Origin of the sequence: Micrococcus sp. GbtcB5 (assembly GCF_019091605.1) — a bacterium.
Lineage (GTDB): Bacteria > Actinomycetota > Actinomycetes > Actinomycetales > Micrococcaceae > Micrococcus > Micrococcus luteus.
The window spans coordinates 1-249 of sequence record NZ_JAGXJK010000315.1; the positions used below are offsets into that span (position 1 = coordinate 1).

The window sequence follows — 249 nt, forward strand, 5'->3', positions numbered from 1 at the left end:
TCCTTGGGCCCGTTGATCCACAGGTCCCGGTCCATGGCGGAGTGCCCGGGCTCGCCGTGGCGGTCCGCGCCGGTGCGCCAGTCCAGGTTCCACTGGCCGCCCCAGTCGTCCTGGCGCTCGTACGCCACGACCTCCGGGACCGCCGCCCCCGCGTCCTCGGCCAGGGCGAGGCTCCTCAGCAGGGCCATGCCGGGCGGGCCGGCTCCGATCAGGGCGACGCGCTCACGCATGGGTGTCCTTCCGAGAGGG

1 pseudogene is annotated in these 249 nt (G+C 75.1%); it reads right to left on the reverse strand.

The annotated features are described in order from the left end of the window. Window positions 1-230: pseudogene (locus KVS67_RS12500) on the reverse strand (NAD(P)/FAD-dependent oxidoreductase); the annotation flags it as partial. Window positions 231-249: the final 19 nt, after the last annotated feature.